The organism is Leekyejoonella antrihumi (assembly GCF_007845645.1).
Classification (GTDB): domain Bacteria; phylum Actinomycetota; class Actinomycetes; order Actinomycetales; family Dermatophilaceae; genus Leekyejoonella; species Leekyejoonella antrihumi.
The window spans coordinates 85,815-101,004 of the sequence record NZ_VCQV01000019.1; the positions used below are offsets into that span (position 1 = coordinate 85,815).

Here is a 15,190-nt window from a genome sequence, read left to right on the forward strand (position 1 = left end):
CAGGGGCGCGCATTTCGATGACTCGGCGACCGCCCTGAGCTTGTCTACGCCGCCTGACGACGCCGCACCTGAAGCCGGTGCCCGATCATTCGTCCGCGTTATCGGACCACCTGCAGAGTGCCTCGTCTCCCTGGGAGTTCAACTCTGCCATCTCGACGACGTTTGCCAAAAGCATCGCTCTGGTCATCGGTCCGACTCCTCCGGTGGTCTCGCTGAGCAGGCCGGCCACCGAGGCGACGTCGGGGTGCACATCTCCGAGCACACCTTCGATCGTGCGGGAGAGCCCGACGGACAACACGGTGGCTCCCGGGCGTATCCAGTCCGGCCGGACCAGGTGCGCCACACCGGTTGCCGCGATGACGATGTCCGCCTCTCGAGTCCATGCCGCTGCATCTGCAGTGGCCTCGTTGCAGGCGATCACCGTCGCGTTGACCGCTGGTGAGGTGAGCATGAGGGCAAGTGGTCGCCCGACCGTCAGCCCACACCCGAGCACGCAGACTCGCGATCCCTGCAGCGAGACTCCCTGGTGACGCAGCAGTTCCAGGATGGCGCGTGGCGTACACGGCAGCGGCCCAGGCATACCAAGGACCAGCTTGCCCAGGTTGTTCGGATGCAAGCCGTCGGCGTCCTTGCCCGGGTCGACCAGAGACAACGCTCGATGCATATCCAGGTGGCGCGGCAACGGCAACTGGACAATGAACCCGGTGCACGCGTCGTCACGGTTCAGCAGATCGATCTCCCGGTCAAGATCCGCCTGTGTCGCCGTTGACGGGAGCTCGACTCGTTGGGAGGCAATGCCGACCTTCCGGCAGTCACGATGCTTGCCGGCCACGTACGAATGGCTCGCCGGGTCCTCACCTACCAAGATCGTGCCGAGCCCGGGGCGGATATCCTGCAGATGCAAGAGCGCCACGCGCTCGGCCAGATCCGCTTTGACCGCTGCGGCCAGCGCTCTTCCGTCGATGCGGGTTGCCTGCTGCGGGTAGTCGGCTTCTGCGATGGTCGTCATCCGAGGTCGCCGACTCGGTCGAGCACCCAGTCGTGGAAGATCCGGATGTGGTGCTCGGTGGGCACCAGCACGCCACCCTCGGCATACTGGCTCGAGCTCATCGACGGCTGGCAGCGCTCGCACGCGTCGAAGTCCTGCCGGTTGACCCGGTCGAACAGCTCGACGGAGGAGCTCACGTCCTTGCCGGAGGCCACGACGTCGGGCAGGTAGAGCCAGTCGCACTCGACGATGGTCCGGTCCTCCGCCATCGGGAACAACCGGTGGAAGATGACGTGGTCCGGCACGAGGTTGATGAAGACCTGCGGGCGCACGGTCATGGCGTAGTACCGCCGATCCTGCTCCTCCTGGATGCCCGGGATCTTCCCGAGGCCGGCGGACCCATCGACGGTGAATCCCTCGATCTCCTCGCCGAACTCGGCGCCGTGACCGACGAAGTACTGTGCGGCGTACCCGTTGGCGAACTCGGGCAGTACCTCGGTCAGCTCCGGGTGAATCGTCGCGCAGTGGTAGCACTCCATGAAGTTCTCGATAATCAGCTTCCAGTTGGCCTGAACGTCGTAGTGGATACGCCGGCCCGGCTGGAGGTGCTCGATGTCGTAGGCGTCGATCGAGGCGAGGTCACCGAGCCGGTCGATCACGTCCTGCTGCACGGTCGCCTCGAAGGACGGCGGCTGCGGCGCAAGGCACACCCACACATATCCGAGCCACTCTCGCACGGCGACGTGATGCAGGCCATACTCCACCCGGTCGATGTCAGGCATGCTGGTCAGGTTCGGCGCCGCAATCAGCTTGCCGTCCAGGTCGTAGGTCCAGGCGTGGTACGGGCACTGGAACGCGCGCTTCACCTCGCCGGACTCCTCGAGACACAGTCGGGCCCCGCGATGCCGGCAGACGTTGAAGTACCCCCGCACCTCGCCCTTGCGGTTGCGGGTCAGCAGGATGCTCTCCCGGCTGATCTGCACGGTCTTGAACCTGCCGGGCCCCGAGAGGTCGTCACTGCGCACCGCGCAGATCCACATCTGGTCGAAGATGCCGTCCTGCTCGGCGGCGAAAAAAGCCGGGTCGACGTAGGCCCTGCCCGGCAGGGTACGCAGCAGGCTGCCCTGCGCGGTCAGTGCAGCCGGGTGTGCGCCGGGCTCGATCGTTGCGGTCATGACTCTCCTTCGGTTTGCCTCGGGCCGAACACTCGAGGGAGGTTTGCTTATGAAGCGGCTTACAGCGTTATGCGAAACTCGGAAGGAATCGAATGAGGCGCTGCCAAGAATGCGATGGTGGATCTCCTGCCCGTGACAGAGTTACGCCGGTGTGCGGATCGCCGACAAGGCGCGGCGCCTGCGGGTGAACTGGCGGACACTGTCGACGCCGAGCACCCCGATCACCTCGCCGGCTCGCCGATAGGTGACCAGGAAGCGCAGGGCGTCCACGTCCCCGTCCTCGACGACCACCTCGTCGTGGTCGACAATGCTTCCGGCGAACTGGACGTGCACGCCGTACTGGTCCGACCAGAAGTAGGTCGGTCGTGGCACCATGCTCGTCCGGCCGTGCAGCAGCTGCTGCGCGACGACCGTCGGACGCTCGACCGCGTTGGTCCAGTGCTCGACACGCAGCGGTCGGCCGGTGGCTGAGTCGGCCCAGGCGGCACAGTCGCCCACCGCGAATACCCCTGGCAGGCCGGTCTGACCGTGCTGGTCGGTCTCAATGCCGTTGCCGATGGCCACGGGCGATCCGGACAGCCACTCGACGTTCGGCGCGGCGCCCACCCCCACCACCAGGACATCCGCAGGCAGCCGAGTGCCGTCCGCGAGAACGACCGCACGGATGCGTCCATCGCCCTCGAACGTCGCGGGCGCCACACCGCTGTGGAGCCGCACACCGGCACGCTCATGCAGCCTTGCGAGTATGCCGCCGAACCGTGACCCCAGGGGCCCGGCAAGTGGCGTCGGTGCGACTTCTACAACGTCCACCTCCAGACCGAGACCCCTTGCCGAGGAGGCAATCTCGGCGCCGATGAAGCCGGCGCCGACCACCACCAGGCGATGGGAGGGCTGCAGATCGGCGCGCAGCGCGATGGCATCGTCCAGCGAACGCAAGGTGTGCACACCCTCGAGTCCGTGGGCCGCCGGTAGCGTGCGCGCCCGCGCGCCGGTCGCCACGACGACCGCGTCGCCCCGCACCAGAGAGCCATCGGCGAGCTCGACGGACTGCTCACGCGCCCGCAGACCCACTGCCGGCTGCCCGAGTCGGTAGTTCAGGTCGAGGTGCTCGTCCTCGTCCTCCAGTTGGATATCCGCGATCTCGTAGGTGCCCACAAGGAACTCCTTGGACAACGGCGGACGATCGTACGGGCGGTGCACTTCGTCGCCGACGAGGGTGATCCGGCCGGCAAAGCCCTCGGCGCGCAGTGCCCGCGCCGTGTAGAGGCCGCAGATCGAGGCCCCGACGATGGTGATGTCATGCATTGGCGCCGGACCCGGCGGCCAGGCCCGGAGGCAGGTTGGGTGTGTCGAGGGAGAGCTCGACCTGGATCATGCCATCGACCACCTCCACTCGGTGGGTGCGTACCGGCCGTTTGGCGGGCGGTGCATCGACGGCGCCCGTGCGCAGGTCGAACCGGGATGCGTGCAGCGGGCATTCGACCTGGCACCCCTCCAACCAGCCATCGGCCAGCGATGCGTCCTGGTGGGTGCAGGTGTCATCGATCGCGAGGACCTCACCCTCCTCGGTGCGGAAGACCGCGATCGGGGGGCTGCACGGCACGCGGAGCGCTTCGCCGGGTGGCAGTTCGGACAGCGGGCAGACGTTGAGCATGGTGCTCACCTCACGTTCACAGAGGCTGGGGGTGGGTTGAGCGGCATTCCGGTGCCGTGCCGATAGAACGGGGTGTGGTCCGCCGCCAGTGGCACGTTGCCGAGGATCAGGTCGGCGGCCTTCTCCGCGAGCATCATCACCGGGGCGTAGATGTTCCCGTTGGTGACATAGGGCATGACGGACGCATCTACCACATACAGTCCCTCGATCCCGTGCACACCCATCGTGTGGGGATCGACGACGGAGCCGGGATCTGTGCCCATCCGCAACGAACAGGAAGGGTGGAGTGCAGTTTCCGCGTCGTGGGCGACCCACTCGAGGACCTGCTCGTCGGTCCCCACCTCCGACCCGGGAGAGATCTCGCCGCCGCTGTAGGGTGCGAGCGCCGGCTGACCCAGGATGTCCCGAGCCACCCGCACCGCCTCGATCCACTCTCGCCGGTCCTGGTCGGTGGACAGATAGTTGAACGTCAGCGCGGGCTTGACCCTGGGGTCGCGACTGGTGATCTTCACGGAGCCCACCGCGTCCGAATACATCGGCCCGACGTGCACCTGGTACCCCTCGCCGCCCTCGGGCGCCGACCCGTCATACCGCACGGCGATGGGCAGGAAGTGGAACATCAGGTTCGGATAGGCCACCTGCTCGTTGCTGCGTGCGAATCCGCCGCCCTCGAAGTGGTTGGTTGCCCCCGGGCCCCGGCGGGCGAAGAGCCACTGCGCGCCGATCCAGGGCTTGTAGCGGTGTTTCAGATACCGCTGCATGGTGACGGGCTGGGTGGCGGAGTGCTGGATGTAGACCTCTAGGTGGTCCTGCAGGTTCTCGCCTACGCCCGGCAGATCGTGGACGACGGGTATGCCGAGCGCGGCCAGGTCCTCGGCGGGGCCGACGCCCGACAGCTGCAGCAGCTGCGGGGAGTTGATCGCGCCGCCGCACAGGATTACCCGATCGGCGCCTACTCGCACGTCCTTGTGCCTCCCGCGGTCGTAGGCGACGCCGACTGCGCGCTGACCCTCGAACAGGACTCTGGTGGTCAATGCCCGCGTGCGCACGGTGAGGTTCGCGCGGTTCATGACGGGGTGCAGGTAGGCGCGGGCCGCCGACAGCCGTCGGCCGCGGCTGATGTTGCGGTCGAACTTGGCGAAGCCTTCCTGCCGATATCCGTTGACGTCCTCGGTGCGGGGATAGCCGGCCTGCTCGGCGGCAGCGAAGAACGCGTCGAACAGCGGGTTGCTCGCCGGCCCGCGTTCCAGGACCAGTGGCCCGTCGTGCCCGCGGAAGGGGTCATCTGGGCTCGCCGCGGTGCAGGTCTCCATCCGCCGGAAGTAGGGCAGGCAGTGCGCGAAGTCCCACTGCGCCAGGCCGGGAACCGTCGCCCACCGTTCGTAGTCCAGCGGGTTCCCGCGCTGGAAGATCATTCCGTTGATGCTGCTGCTGCCGCCGAGCACCTTGCCCCTGGCGTGGTAGACGCGCCGGCCGGACATCCGCGGCTCCGGCTCGGACTCGTATTTCCAGTCGTAGAATCGATTTCCGATCGGAAAGGGCAGGGCGGCCGGCATGTGAATGAGGACGTCCCACCGGGAGTCGGTGCGGCCGGCCTCCAGGACCAGCACCCGGTGGCTGGGATCCGCCGAAAGCCGATTGGCGAGCACGCATCCCGCCGACCCGCCGCCAACGATGACGTAGTCGTAGTGCTCATTGATCATGTGTCGCCCTCATCGGTTGCCGGTGCTGGATTGATGATATCTGAATCTCGCTATATGCACTAGGTCTCACGTGACGCAACTTGACAATATTTTGGAGCCGTCAGCTCAACTGATAGAGTTGCGCTATGAGCAACGAATCGCACGCAAAGGGGGCTGCATCGGCCGGCAAGGACCCGACCGAGGACACCAGACGCTCGTCGCAAGGCCGAGAGTCCGGAACGACAGGTGGTGTGCAGTCGGTGGACCGGGCGGTGCGCGTGCTGAAGATCCTGGCCGCCGGCGATGCCGGGGTCACCGAGGTGGCCGAGCAGCTCGGTGTGCACAAGTCGACAGCGTTCCGGCTGCTGGCAGCGTTGGAGGAGCACGACCTGGTGCGCCAGGCGCAGGCGCGCGGGCACTACGCGCTGGGGTTCGGCATCCAACGCTTGGCCAGCTCGGTGTCCGGGCAGATCGATCTGGTGCGTGAGGCCCGCTCGCCGATGGAGGACCTCGCGGAGGCCTTGGGTGAGACCGTCAACATTGCGGTGCTGCGCGAGACGTATGCCGTCAACATGAGCCAGGCCATCAGCAGGTCGGCCGTCGCTGCCCACAACTGGACGGGCGAACTGACACCGCGGCACGCGACTGCGAGCGGGAAGATGCTCCTCGCGGCGCTGCGGGAACAGGATCGTGGCCCGTACCTGCACGACCTGGAGGCGTATACACCGCAGACGCTCACCGACCCGCAGGTGCTTGCCAAACAGTTGCGTGAGATCGCGGCCCGGGGCTGGGCAGAAACGCACGACGAGCTGGAGATCGGGTTGCACGCGGTTGCCGTTCCGGTCCGCGACCACACCGACACAGTGGTCGCGGCGCTGTCCGTATCCGGTCCGACCTACCGGTTCGGCGAGGACCGGTTTCCGGAGATCTTGAGCCAGACCATCGAGGCTGCGCAGGTGGTAAGCACCCGCCTTGGTCACTTCGGAGGGTGACGTCCGCCGTCGGACACTCGTGGCCTCAGCCACGTAGCCGGGTCATGTCTGGATCGACCAACGGCTCGGCTGCCACAACGGCCGGGATCCGCTGGTCGAAGTAGCCGATCTCGACCGTCGTGCCCACCGTAGCCAGATCTGCCGGCAGCCAGGCGTAGGCGACACCGCGGTCCACCGTGTGCCCGTATGCCGCGCTGGTCACGTAGCCGACCGGCTTGCCGTCTGCCAGCACCGGCTCCTTGCCGACCACCGTTGTGCCGGTGGGCAGCAGCAGGCAGGTGAGCCGGCGCGTCACCTGTTCCTTGCGCTGCACCAGGGCGTCGCGACCGATGAACTCGCGGTCCAGCTTGACCGCGAAGCCGAGCCCGGCCTCGAAGGGGTCGTGCTCTGCGGTCATGTCCGCGCCATAGGCCCGATAGCCCTTCTCCAGGCGCAGACTCGTGAAGGCACCCCGTCCGGCGGCGATGATGCCGTGTGCCTGACCGGCGTCCCACAGCAGATCCCACAGCCGCTCGCCGTGGTCGGACGTGGTGTAGAGCTCCCAGCCCAGCTCCCCCACATACGACATCCGCAGCGCAGTGACCGGGACCGTCCCCACATAGAATCTCGCCGACCGGAAGTACTTCAGCCCGTCCTTGCCGAGGTTCATGGACGTCAGCGGTGCCAGCACCTCTCGCGCCAGCGGACCCCAGAGCCCGATGCAGCAGGTCCCCGGCGTGATGTCGTGCACCTGCACCGTCCCGTCCGCGGGTAGGTGCCGTCGCATCCAGTCCAGGTCAGCATTGCCGTTGACACCGACCTGATAGCGGTTCGTGGCAAGGCGGGCGACGGTGATGTCACTGCGAATTCCACCGTCGACGTTGAGCATCAGGCAGTAGGTCACCCCGCCGACCGTCTTGGCGATGTTCGCGGTGACCAGGTGCTGCAGAAAGTCCGTCGCCCCGCGCCCGGACACCTCCAGACGCTTCAGTGCCGTCATGTCGTAGAGCGCGACTCGCTCCCGCGTCACCCGTGCCTCGGCCGCAACGATCGGTGACCAGAATCGGGAAGACCACTCGTCCAGCTCGGGAGCGGGGTAGGTTGCCACGAGGTCCTTGTTGGTGTCGTACCACTGCGGTCGCTCCCATCCGCTCGCCTCCAGGAACTGTGCCCCCAGCTCCTGCTGGCGTCGATAGAAGGGACTCACCCGGATCGGCCGCAGATCGGTGGGCGGCTGCAGCGGGTGCAGGATGTCGTAGACCTCGTCGAAGTTGCGGCAGTCCCGCACCCGCACGTAGTCGGGTGCCAGCTGGTGGGGCTCGAACCGCGCCAGGTCGCACTCGTGGAGGTCGAAGCTGCTGCTGTATCCGTCGACGAGCAGCTCGGCGACCGCACGTCCTACGCCCGCGGAGTGGGTCACCCAGACCGCCTCGGCGACCCAGAAGCCCGCCACCTGCGGCGACTCACCGATGAGTGGCATGTTGTCGGTGGTAAAGGAGAACAACCCGTTGATCCCCGATGCGATCTCGGTCTCGCGAGTCGCCGGAAGCAGCGCCTGCGTCTCGCGCCAGGCGGGTGCGAAGTCCTCGGGGGTGAACTCGAGCACCGATGGCATCACGTCCGCCTCGTCGACGCCGAGGATGTCGTTGGCATCCATCGGCATCGCCTTGTGGCCGTAGTATCCGATGCCGATCCGGTCGAACTTCTCCCGAAAGTAGAGGTCGTGGCCCTGATGCCGCAGAATCGGCAGAGTCGCCTCCGCCGTGCGACCGGCCAGCGCGGGCACCGGCGCGGTCCACGCGAGCTGATGGCCCAAGGGCGTCAGCGGCAGGTCGAGACCGACCAGTGCCGCCACCTTCGGTCCCCAGATACCGGCGCAGCACACCACGATGTCGGCAGCGATCTCACCGTGATCGGTGACCACCGCGCGGACCGCACCGTCCGGGGCCAGCACATCCAGGACCTCATGCCGGGCGAGGACACGGGCCCCGCGGGAGACGGCGCGGCCCAGCTGCGCCTGCACGGCCGGCACCGAGCGAGCCAGCCCATCGGTGGCGATGAAGAGGCCGGCGAGCACCGCCTGCGGGTCGAGGAGCGGGTGGTGCGCCACCGTCTCGGCCGCATCGAGCATCTCGCACTCGACACCCCAGGACTGCAGCCACCCCTGCCGCCGCTGCAGCTCACGGACTCGCTCCGGCGTGGTGGCGACCTCCAGCCCGCCCACCTGGTAGAAACAGGACTCGCCGTCCACCTCCAGCGCGCAGAACTTCTGCACCGTGTACCGGGCAAGATCGGTCAGCACCTTCGTCGGACTGGCCTGGAAGACGAGTCCGGGTGCGTGCGACGATGACCCGCCGGCCTCCGGCAGGTCACCCTGGTCGACCACGGTCACGTCGGTCCAGCCCTTGGCCGTCAACTCGTCGGCCAGCGCCGCGCCGACCACTCCGGCACCGATGATGACCACCTTGGGGTTTGGCATGGTGGGGCTCCTTCAGCTTGAAAACAGTTTGGTCACAGTGGCTTGGCGCCGGGGATGCCCAGGAGCCAATTGTTGACGATGGTGCGGTTCGCCTTGACCCACTTCGCGGCCGCCGCCGCGGGCGTCATCTTGTCCTCCGCGATGTACTTGGCAACGACGTCCTGGTCCTGGTTGGTCCAGTTGAACGCCTTGGCCAGCAGGAACCCCGCCGGGTTCTTGGTGGCGAAGGCGGTTGCGGCAACCTTGTTGAGCTGATCGGTCGGGTAGTCGCAGGTGATGGTCTTGAGGTTCGCGTCGCACCCCGGGGTGTACTTCGGCAGGCTGACCTTCTTCAGGTCCACCTCCGAGAGGAACCACTGTGGGCTGTAGAAGTAGGCGAGCAGTGGCGTCTTGTGGGTCTGCGCCTGTCGGAAGGACGTGATCAGTGCGGCTTCACTGCCACCGACGACGACCTTGTAGTTCAGGTGCAGGTTCTTGACCAGCGCGGCGTCATTGGTCACATACGAGGGATCCCCGTCGAGCAGCTCACCCTGGCCTCCCGACTCGGACGTCTTGAACAAGGATGCGTACTTGTTCAGGTTCTTCCAGTCCAGGATGCCCGGATACTTCGTGACCATCCATGGTGGAACGAACCAGCCGATCTGGCCGATGTTGCCATTCGCGCCGAGGTCCACTGCGACCTTCTGCTGCGTGATGTACTTCTTGGCGAGGTCGGCGTGGCCCCAGTTCTCCAGGATCAGATCCACCTGGCCGGTCGAAAATCCTTGCCAGGACACCTGCTCCGCCAACGGGATCTGCTTGACCGTGCACCCCATGCTGTGCTCGGCGACATAGCTGTAGACCGCACCATCGGCGGTGTATCCCACCCAGTCGTTCATGGCGAGGTTGATCTGACCACAGCGGAGGTTGCCGGCCGCGGCCCCACCTGCGCCGGGGCCAGTGGAGGCACCGACGCGCGCGCCGCCGCAACCGGCGACGAGCAAAGCTACCGCGCCCGTGCCGGCGGCGACCTGCGAAAGCCGACGACGATTGTGACTCATATCAATCTCCCTGCGTTTGCGGTGGATCCAGTCAGTGACGACTGGGGTCAATGCGGTTGGCCGCGCTCTGACTGATGTGGTCGAGCACCACGCCAAGGAGCACGATCGCCAGCCCTGCGGCCAGCCCCTTGCCGAAGAGCGGTGCCTGCACGAAACCGCTGTAGACGTCATACCCGAGGGCACCGGCACCCACCATGCCACCCACGACAACCATCGACAGGACGTAGATGAGCCCCTGGTTCGCCGCAAGTGCCAGCGACCGAGTCGCCAGGGGTAGCTGCACCCGGGTGATCAGCTGCCAGGTGCTGGATCCCGCAGCAGTAGCCGCCTCGATCGCCGGTGCGGGCACACCATGGATACCGTCCGCGACCACCTTCACGACCACGGGGATCGCGAAGGCCATGGCCGCGATGATGGCGGTGAACCGGGATGCGCCGAACAGTGCCAGAAACGGCACCAGATAGACGAAGGCCGGCATGACCTGGAACGCGTCCAGGATCGGGCGAATGAACCGGTCCACCTGACGGTTCCGGCCCATCCATACGCCAACGGCGATCCCGATGATCAGCGTCAGCACGGTTGCCACGATCGTCATGGCCAGGGTCTGCATGGCGTCCTGCCAGACACCTGTGCCGACGATGAGCAGCAGACTGATCAACGTCACGATGGCCACGCGCGCGTTGCCGATGATCATCGCGATCGCGCACAGCCCGAGGATGACCAGCCAGAACGGCGCATTCGTGAGCATGCTCTGCAATGGATTCAGAAAGGCGATGGTGACGTCGTTGCGCAGGCCGACGGTGATACCGGAGAAGGTGCTCTGGACCCAGTTCGACGCATTTGAGGCACCCGCTACGATCGCCGGGCCGATGGTCGGCGAGGACGGGAAGGTGTTGGCCCACACATACATTGCCGACTCGACGACCGCCCAGAGCGTCACCACCGCGCCGGCGCCGAAGGCCAGCCTCCGAGCCTGCGGCCCGAGCAGATGTCGCCCACCGACCTGCTGGGAACGTTCCCCGACGGCGGAGGTGGTCCGATCCAGCACGATCGCCATCACGACAATGGCCAGGCCACCGTTGAATGCCGTGCCGACGTCGAGGGTCTGCAGCGCGTCGATGACCACCTGCCCCAGGCCCGGCGCCGAGATCAGCGCGGCAATTGTCACCATCGACAACGCGGCCATCATCGTCTGGTTGATGCCGAGCACGATCGTACGCCGAGACATCGGCAGCAAGACCTTGACCAGCTTCTGCCAGGTGGTCGAGCCCAGGGAGTCGCTCGCCTCAATGGTCGGCTCGGCGACGGCCCGAATTCCGTGATCGGTCAACCGGATCACCGGTGGGATCGCAAAGATCAGGGTCGCGATGGTCGCCGACGCGTTGCCGATCAGGAACAGCAGGGTCAGCGGAGCCAGATAGACGAAGCTGGGCATGGTCTGCAGAAAGCCCAGGACCGGCAGCACGATGTGTTGCGCGCGGTCGTGCAGCCCGATCCAAATGCCGAGCGGCACGCCGATGACCACCGCAATCAGCACCGCGGCGATCGTCAGCGCCAGCGTGTCCATGCTCTCTTGCCACAGGCCCTGCAGGCCCAGGATGTAGAACCCGACGACGCCGAGCACGGCATACTTCCAGCCCGCGGTGAGCCAGCTCACGAAGCCGACAATCGCGATGACCCCCAACCACCCGATCAGCGGAGCCGGCCTGCCGAAGCCGGGCTGGGAGATGAGGGACTGCAAGAAGGAGACGAAGTGAGTCATGCCGACCTGCACGTAGTTCACGCCGTACAGGAAAACCGGGTTGGAGTTGCGGCCATTGGAGATGTTGTTGTTGAACGAGTTGAGATTGTTCTGCACCGAGGTGGTCGATGAAGCGCTGAGCGGCAGCGTCGACGTGCCGTGGAAGGCGAGGTACAAGGCCAGCCAGGCCGCCGCCAGGATCAGCCAGACCCATCGAGAACGAATCTTGCGGACGCTCAATCCGCTCACGAGTGCGCCGGCGCTCATTCGGGGCCCCCGCGAAGTATCGGTGGGGGAACCTCCCGCTGGCACGCTGGCTCCGGCCAGCAGAGGACGAGCGTGCGAGCGGAGAACTTCGTGGGGTACTTCATTTTTGATCCGAGGTCAGAATGGCGAGAATCTCCTCGCGTCCGACCAGTCCGACCAGTCGGTCCTTGTCCATGACCCGGACCCGACTACTCGACTCGAGCACCGGCCTGATCGCGTCCCTGACCAAGGTGTGCTGGGACAGTGCGAGACCACCCAGGTCCTCTCCCGGCTTCGCGGGTTGGGCGAGCCAACGCAAAGTGAGAACGTCCTGCCGAGGCACGTCGCGGACGAAGTCCCGAACGTAGTCGTCGGCCGGTGCGCCCACCAACTCGTCGCCGGTGCCCAGCTGAATCGCCTCGCCATCCCGCATGATCAGGATTCGGTCGCCCAGCTTGAGTGCCTCTGACAGGTCGTGGGTGACGAATACCATCGTCTTGCCCATCTCGTGGTGCAGCCGAATGACCTCTGCCTGCATGTCGCGGCGGATCAGTGGGTCCAACGCCGAGAACGGCTCGTCGAAGAGCATCATCTTGGGGTCGACCGCCAGGGCGCGGGCCAGACCGACCCGCTGCTGCATACCGCCGGAGAGCTGGTGCGGAAACGAGTTCTCATACCCCGACAGGCCGACCAGCTCGATCATCTCGTGTGCCCGCGCCACGCGTTCTGCTTTGCCGGCCCCACGAATCTCCAGTCCATACGCCACGTTGGAGACCACCGAGCGGTGCGGGAGCAGCCCGAACTGCTGAAACACCATTGACACCTGGCGTCGACGGACCTCGCGCAGCTGCTTGTGATCAACCTGTAGCAGGTCGCTCTGGTCGAACTCGATGGATCCGCCCGTCGGTTCGATCAGTCGCGTCAGGCAGCGAACGAGGGTCGACTTGCCCGAGCCGGACAGGCCCATGATCACAAAGACCTCACCGACCGCTACGTCGAACGACACATCGCGCACAGCGGCCGTACAGCCGGTCTGGTCGATCAGCTCTCGCCGAGACAGCGCGCGCAGATCCTGGGATCCCTGGATCTCGGCGGCCCGCTTGCCGAAGACCTTCCACAGGTCGCGCACCCGCAGCAGGCCTTCATCGTCCGGCGCCTCCAAGTCGCCTGCCCGCCCGTCCGGCGCCAGCCGGGCAGTGGGCGGAGTCATACTGCCGCTCATAGATCACTCACCTTCTGTGTGTACTCGGCGCAAAACCAGTGCTGTGGCGACGGATCGACGTTCTGCCAGATGTGCTTGACCTCGCGGTACTCATCCAGTCCGGCGGCACCCAGCTCTCTCCCGACACCGCTCTGCTTGAATCCGCCCCACTCCGCCTGCGGGACGTACGGGTGGTAGTCGTTGATCCAGATGGTGCCGTGCCTCAGCGCCAGCGCCACCCGCTGAGCCCGACCCGCGTCGCTGGTGAAGACGGCGCCGGCCAGCCCGTAAGTCGTGTCGTTGGCTATCCGGACCGCGTCGGCCTCGTCGCGGAACCGTTCAACGGTCAGCACGGGCCCGAAAGACTCTTCCTGCACGACCTGCATCTTTGTGTCGCACTCATCCAAAATTGTTGGCAGATAGTAAAATCCGCTCTGCAGCGCAGCATCGTCGGGCCGTGTCCCCCCACAACGCAGCTGAGCACCCTCGGCGATCCCGGTGGCGACATACGCCTCGATCTTGTCGCGGTGAGCCGCGGAGATGAGCGGCCCGGCTTCGGCGTGCGCATCGAACGGGCCGCCCAGCCGAATCTTCTGTGCGCGGGCGGCCAGCTCACCGACAAATCTGTCGTGGATCGAGTCCTCGATGATGAGACGCGATCCGGCTGAGCAGACCTGCCCCGAGTGGAGGAAGATCGCGGTGAGGGCCATGTCGATCGCGGTGTCCCAATCTGCGTCGGCGAACACGACATTGGGGTTTTTCCCGCCCAGCTCAAGCGCGACCTTCTTGACCGTGGCAGCGGCGCTCGCCATGACAGCGCGTCCGGTGTGCAGCCCTCCGGTGAAGGACACCAGGTCCACTCGAGGGTCCTCGGCGAGCATCGCTCCCGTGTCTGGACCCGCACCGAGAATCAAGTTGCCGACGCCGGATGGCACCCCGGCGTCGGTGAGTGCCTGCATCAGCAGCATTGCCGTTGATGGAGTGAGCTCGCTCGGCTTGAGCACAAACGTGTTGCCTGCCACCAGCGCGGGCGCGACCTTCCAGATCGCCTGCAAGAGCGGGTAGTTCCACGGCGTAATGAGCGCGCATGCGCCGACCGGTTCGTAGACCACCCGGCTGATCGCATCGGTGCGGCCGGTCTCCACGACGCGACCCCCGTGCGCGCCGGCTATGCCGGCGTAGTAGCGCAGGCAACTGACGACGTCATCCATGTCGTACTCGGCTTCAACCAACCGCTTGCCCGTATCGAGCGCCTCGGCACGAGCGAATTCGGCCCTCCGGTCCACCACGAGGTCGGCAACCCGGGCGAGAACTTCTCCGCGATCTCGCTCCGGGAGCCGGGGCCACGGGCCGTGGTCGAAGGCCCGCCGCGCGGCAGCGATGGCCAGGTCAGCGTCCTGCGGGCCGGCCTCATCCACGACTGCGACCACCGAACCATCGGCTGGGCAACGGATCTGCCGAGTCTGGCTCGAAACACCGCTGCGCCACTCGCCGTCAATGTAGAGACTTGCCACGGAACGTGTTCCCATCAGTTGGCTCAGCGCTACTGGGTGGTGTTGCTCATTGTGGAACTTCATGCTCAATAGACAACAATGCAGGTGATCTAGATCACTGTCAAGAGCTCTGAGATAGATTCTCGATTTGGGTGTTCGAGCGAGCTGAAAGCTGGATCTCTCTGCGGGCAAGCCGCTTCGACGACGGTCAGCGCTCATCGAGCCAGAGATCACGTGCCCTAGGAGCACCAGGCGATTCGACGCCACGGTTCAGTCGCCGACCACGGGCTCGAGTCGTATGACGATTGACTTGGAGACCGGGGTGTTGCTGCCCTCCGCGACGTGGTCCAGCGGGACGAGAGCGTTCGCCTCGGGGAAGTAGGCTGCGGCGCAGCCGCGGGGAAGTAGGCTGCGGCGCAGCCGCGGGCGCTCGGGTAACCGACCACCCGGAACTTCGGCGCGACCCGGTCGACGCCATCGGTCCACTCGCTATGGATGTCGACGATCGCACCATCGGCGA

The 15,190-nt window shown here is 66.1% G+C and carries 11 protein-coding genes and 1 pseudogene; 1 reads left to right on the plus strand and 11 read right to left on the minus strand.

Annotated elements, in window-relative coordinates; genetic code table 11:
- Window positions 1–85: 85 nt before the first annotated feature.
- From FGL98_RS14015 to betA, 5 genes are all read right to left on the minus strand, one after another.
- The gene (locus FGL98_RS14015) at window positions 86–1,009 is read right to left on the minus strand and encodes a tetrahydrofolate dehydrogenase/cyclohydrolase catalytic domain-containing protein (RefSeq protein ID WP_146317470.1); all 924 of its coding nucleotides are present in this window, start codon (window positions 1,007–1,009) and stop codon (window positions 86–88) included.
- Window positions 1,006–2,163: an aromatic ring-hydroxylating oxygenase subunit alpha gene (locus FGL98_RS14020; RefSeq protein ID WP_146317472.1), complete on the minus strand. Its 1,158-nt coding sequence runs from the start codon at window positions 2,161–2,163 to the stop codon at window positions 1,006–1,008. Before FGL98_RS14020 ends, FGL98_RS14015 begins: the two co-directional genes overlap by 4 nt.
- 141 nt (window positions 2,164–2,304) lie before the next feature.
- Entirely contained in the window at window positions 2,305–3,468 is a 1,164-nt protein-coding gene (locus FGL98_RS14025) for an NAD(P)/FAD-dependent oxidoreductase (RefSeq protein WP_146317474.1), read from the minus strand.
- Complete coding sequence (locus FGL98_RS14030; RefSeq protein ID WP_146317503.1) at window positions 3,461–3,817, minus strand: bifunctional 3-phenylpropionate/cinnamic acid dioxygenase ferredoxin subunit; 357 nt, start codon at window positions 3,815–3,817, stop codon at window positions 3,461–3,463. The genes FGL98_RS14025 and FGL98_RS14030 overlap by 8 nt, the downstream gene beginning before the upstream one ends.
- 5 nt (window positions 3,818–3,822) lie before the next feature.
- Window positions 3,823–5,520, minus strand: a complete 1,698-nt coding sequence (gene betA / locus FGL98_RS14035) for a choline dehydrogenase (protein ID WP_146317476.1) — start codon at window positions 5,518–5,520, stop codon at window positions 3,823–3,825.
- Between the two features lie 125 nt (window positions 5,521–5,645).
- On the opposite strand from betA, the gene FGL98_RS14040 reads away from it, so the two are divergent.
- Complete coding sequence (locus FGL98_RS14040) at window positions 5,646–6,491, plus strand: IclR family transcriptional regulator (protein WP_146317478.1); 846 nt, start codon at window positions 5,646–5,648, stop codon at window positions 6,489–6,491.
- Window positions 6,492–6,516: 25 nt separating this feature from the next.
- Here the strand turns inward: FGL98_RS14040 and FGL98_RS14045 are convergent, their stop codons facing one another.
- The 6 genes and pseudogenes from FGL98_RS14045 to FGL98_RS14070 all read right to left on the minus strand — a co-directional run.
- Window positions 6,517–8,949, minus strand: coding sequence for a GcvT family protein (locus FGL98_RS14045; protein WP_146317480.1), 2,433 nt, complete (start codon window positions 8,947–8,949; stop codon window positions 6,517–6,519).
- Window positions 8,950–8,981: 32 nt separating this feature from the next.
- A complete protein-coding gene (locus FGL98_RS14050; RefSeq protein WP_146317482.1) occupies window positions 8,982–9,989 on the minus strand; it encodes an ABC transporter substrate-binding protein in 1,008 nt (335 codons plus the stop codon).
- Window positions 9,990–10,020: 31 nt separating this feature from the next.
- Window positions 10,021–11,979, minus strand: coding sequence for an ABC transporter permease (locus FGL98_RS14055; protein WP_222432177.1), 1,959 nt, complete (start codon window positions 11,977–11,979; stop codon window positions 10,021–10,023).
- Between the two features lie 118 nt (window positions 11,980–12,097).
- Entirely contained in the window at window positions 12,098–13,198 is a 1,101-nt protein-coding gene (locus FGL98_RS14060) for a quaternary amine ABC transporter ATP-binding protein (protein ID WP_246136549.1), read from the minus strand.
- A complete protein-coding gene (locus FGL98_RS14065; protein WP_222432178.1) occupies window positions 13,195–14,706 on the minus strand; it encodes an aldehyde dehydrogenase family protein in 1,512 nt (503 codons plus the stop codon). Before FGL98_RS14065 ends, FGL98_RS14060 begins: the two co-directional genes overlap by 4 nt.
- Before the next feature lie 234 nt (window positions 14,707–14,940).
- Window positions 14,941–15,190: pseudogene (locus tag FGL98_RS14070) on the minus strand (hypothetical protein); the annotation flags it as partial.